This window comes from Novosphingobium sp. AAP83, from assembly GCF_001295795.1.
In the GTDB taxonomy this organism is placed as follows: Bacteria; Pseudomonadota; Alphaproteobacteria; order Sphingomonadales; family Sphingomonadaceae; genus Novosphingobium.
The window spans coordinates 1-3,576 of record NZ_LJHY01000055.1 but is presented as its reverse complement, the minus strand read 5'-3'; the positions used below and the strand labels follow the sequence as shown (position 1 = coordinate 3,576).

Annotated in this window: 3 protein-coding genes; all 3 read left to right on the top strand. The window is 64.1% G+C overall.

Translation table 11 applies throughout. From position 1 onward, the window contains the following. Window positions 1-263 precede the first annotated feature (263 nt). Entirely contained in the window at window positions 264-1,265 is a 1,002-nt protein-coding gene (locus tag IP81_RS16990) for an ornithine cyclodeaminase family protein (RefSeq protein WP_054109195.1), read from the top strand. A gap of 48 nt (window positions 1,266-1,313) precedes the next feature. After that, complete coding sequence (locus IP81_RS16985; protein ID WP_054109194.1) at window positions 1,314-2,324, top strand: dihydrodipicolinate synthase family protein; 1,011 nt, start codon at window positions 1,314-1,316, stop codon at window positions 2,322-2,324. 20 nt (window positions 2,325-2,344) lie between these two features. Beyond that, a partial coding sequence (locus IP81_RS16980; RefSeq protein WP_197274689.1) for an NAD-dependent succinate-semialdehyde dehydrogenase occupies window positions 2,345-3,576 on the top strand: 1,232 nt, incomplete at its 3' end.

Sequence of the window (3,576 nt, the reverse complement as noted above, 5' to 3'; positions counted from 1 at the left end):
GAAGCGTCCGCAAACGCCCGCGCGATGTACCGATCTCCTCGCTCAACTGCGGCTCGGATGGCGGTCTGCTTTCAGCGCGGGCGACTGTTTCATCGAGCAAGGCTGTCAGCCGGGTGAGATCATCGGTGATCATGCAGCACCTGATCGCTGCTGGCTCGGTCTGGCAATGAATCAATAATCCAATTGACACGCATCAATATAACCTTAAATTGACCAATGCGTTGGATTAGCGCCTCATTCCCCTTCGTCCCGAGACACCGACCATGCCACTCAACGGCCAGACTCTGCTGCTAAACGATAGCCAAGTTCGCGAAGCCTTCACCTGGGCCGATGGCATTGACGCGTTGGCTGCGGCCTATGGCTCCCGGATCGATGAGGCGCAGTTCCCGCCGCGGTCGATGGCGCGGGGCAAGGGGCTTTGGCTGCGCACGCTGAGCGGTGTCCTGCCGGGGCAGAAGCTCTTCGGCGCAAAGCTGATTGCCGCGTCGCCTGCCAACAAGGTCGCATCCTATCTGATCCCGTTGTTCGACGGCGAGACGATGGCGCTGGTCGCGCTGATTGATGCCGCATCGATCACCGGCCTTCGCACGGCGGCCACCAGTGCGCTGGCCGCGCGCCGCCTCTGCACAAATCCGGCACCGTCGATCGCGCTGATCGGATCAGGCTTTGAAGCGCGAACCCATCTGGAAGCCATGGCGCGCAGCGGACCGATTGGCGCTGCAACTGTCTTCAGCCCGAGCCCGGCAAGCCGCCAGTCGTTTTGCGATGCCATGGCCGATATCGGCATTGCCGCAACTGCCGCAGCCTCGCCTGAGGCTGCAATCGCGGGTGCTGATCTGATCATCTGCGCGGCCCGTTCGCGGGACGAATCCCCGACCCTGCTGGGCGAATGGCTCGCCCCTGGAGCCACCGTGGTCTCGATCGGCTCCACGCTGCCGGAGCAGCGTGAACTGGATGTCGAGGCGATCCGCCGCGCCGATGTGATCGTGGCCGACATGGTCGAGGAAGTTGTGCACGACACCGGCGACATGCTGGCCGCCACTGCTGCCGGGGTGGATTTTGCACCGCGCACTGTCTCGCTTGAGGATGTGGTGTGCGGCGATCACCCCGGGCGTACCGATCCCGCGCAGATTGTCATCTACAAATCCGTGGGCGCTGCGCTTCAGGATCTCGCCGTTGCGGCGCTGTGTGTTGAGCGGGCGCTGGCCGCAGGGCTGGGCACGCTCATCCCCGCTCCAATCACCCCGGTCAACAAGGGCAAATAGCCCCGGCGCCGACGCCCCACCCCAACAAGCCCCCTGAAAGGACTATCCATGCCCAGCTATGCCCGATCCGAAGCCCGCGCCTGGGCGCGTGAAAAGATGCTGGGGGTTGCCAGTGTGGTCATCCCGACGATGACCGCCGATTGCACCGCGCTTAACGAAGCGGCGATCCGGCATGACGTGGAAAAGACCATCGAGCACGGCTTCGTCGGGACGCTGTCCTGTTCGGAAGTTGCGATCACGCTGGACGAATACCGCCGCTTTGTCGAGATCATGGTCGATCAGGCTGCGGGGCGCATTTTCGTGGTGCATCACGCCGTGTTCAACACGCTCGAAGATAACATCGCAGCTGCCCGCCTCGCGCAGGACGCGGGCGCAGAACTGGTTCTGCTCGGCTACCCGCCCTACTTCTATCCGCAGTCGCTCGATGAAATCTACGACTACACCAAGGCGTTCTGCGACGCGACCGACATGGCTGTGATGCTGTTCCCGATCCCAACCTGGGGTTTTGGCCGCCTGAGCCCGATCGACATGCCGATTCCCCTCCTGCGCCGCCTGATTGATGATTGTCCCAATGTCGTTGCGATCAAGGCCGAAGGCGGAATGCCGCATCTGATGGGCCCAGTCGAAGTGCATCGCGCCTTTGGCGAAGAGGTGGTGATCTCCTTCCCGATGGAGCACGAATTCGTGCCCATGGCTCAGCTGATCGATATCCCGTTCTGCGGGACAAATTATTCGGCCTATTACGGCCCGATCCTGCCGCAGGTGTTCAACCTGATCCGTGCAGGCCGCCACGCCGAAGCGACCGAAATCTACCACCGGCTCGATCCGGCGCGCAAGGCGTTCGGGGGGATTGCCCATTCGAGCTTCGGACTAATCAACCGGGTGATCTGGAAGTATGAAGGCTGGCTGCAAGGCTACAACGGCGGGCCGCTGCGCCATCCGACCCCACGCATCTATCAGCGCGAGATGATCGCGCTGCGCCGCGGGCAGGAAGCTGCCGGCATGAACCCGACGCGCGATCCCGATGAACTGTTCTTCATCGGCCGCAACCGGGCTTAGGGCGGTCAATGGAACAGGTCATGGCCCTCCCGCTGAACGACCCCGGCCTGCTGCGTCAGGCGCTGCTGATCGATGGGCAATGGCTGCCTGCCGATAGCGGCGAAACGCTCGAAGTGCGCAATCCCGCTACCGGCGCGCTGATTGCTCATGTGCCCAAGGCAGGGGCCGCCGAAACCCGTCGCGCGATTGCGGCGGCGGCCCGTGCGCTGCCCGGATGGCGCGCCCGATTGGCGAAGGAGCGCAGCGGGATCCTGCGCACCCTTTATGACCTGATGATCGCCCATATCGACGATCTCGCTCTCATCATCACATCCGAACAGGGCAAGCCGCTGGCCGAGGCGAAGGGCGAGATCCTCTACGCCGCCAGTTTTATGGCGTGGTATTCGGAAGAGGCCTGCCGGATCAACGGCAGCGTCATCCCGGCCAATCTGCCGGGTCGGCGGATTCCGGTGCAAAAGGCTCCCGTCGGCGTCTTTGCCGCGATCACCCCATGGAACTTTCCTGCCGCAATGATGACGCGCAAGGCCGCGCCTGGCTGGGCAGCGGGTTGTACCGGGGTGATCAAGCCCGCCAGCCAGACCCCGCTGACGGCGCTGGCTCTGGGCGTTCTGGCCGAGCGGGCCGGCCTGCCGCCGGGCGTTTGCAACATCCTCACCGGATCGGCCAGCGCGATTGGCGGCGAGTTGACGGCGAACCCCGAGGTGCGCAAACTATCCTTCACCGGCTCGACCGAGATCGGCGCTGTGCTGCTGGCACAATGCGCCCCCACGATCAAGCGCACCAGCATGGAACTGGGCGGGAATGCGCCCTTCATCGTGTTCGACGACGCTGACCTCGAAACTGCCGTCAGCGCCGCGCTGATCGCAAAGTATCGCAACTCGGGCCAGTCGTGCATCGGTGCCAACCGTTTTCTGGTGCAGGCCGGTATCCATGACGCCTTTGTCGCCCGGCTGGCCGAGGAAACCGACAAGCTACCGGTCGGGATCGGCACACAACCCGGCACAGCCATCGGCCCGCTGATTGACGCTGCGGCGGTTGCCAAGGTCGAAGAGCATGTCGCCGATGCGGTGGCGCAGGGTGCCCGGATCGTCGCTGGCGGCGAGCGCCATGCACTGGGCGGAACCTTCTTCCAGCCCACCGTGCTGCGCGATGTCCCGCGCCAGGCGCGTATCTTCAGCGAGGAGACCTTCGGACCGGTCGCGCCGGTGTTCCGCTTCGACACCGAGGCAGAGGCAATCGCCATGGCGAACGA

Coding starts and splice junctions, on each gene's coding strand:
- IP81_RS16985 (WP_054109194.1), top strand. CDS start 1,314: ATGCCCAGCTATGCCCGATCCGAAGCCCGCGCCTGGGCGCGTGAAAAG.
- IP81_RS16990 (WP_054109195.1), top strand. CDS start 264: ATGCCACTCAACGGCCAGACTCTGCTGCTAAACGATAGCCAAGTTCGC.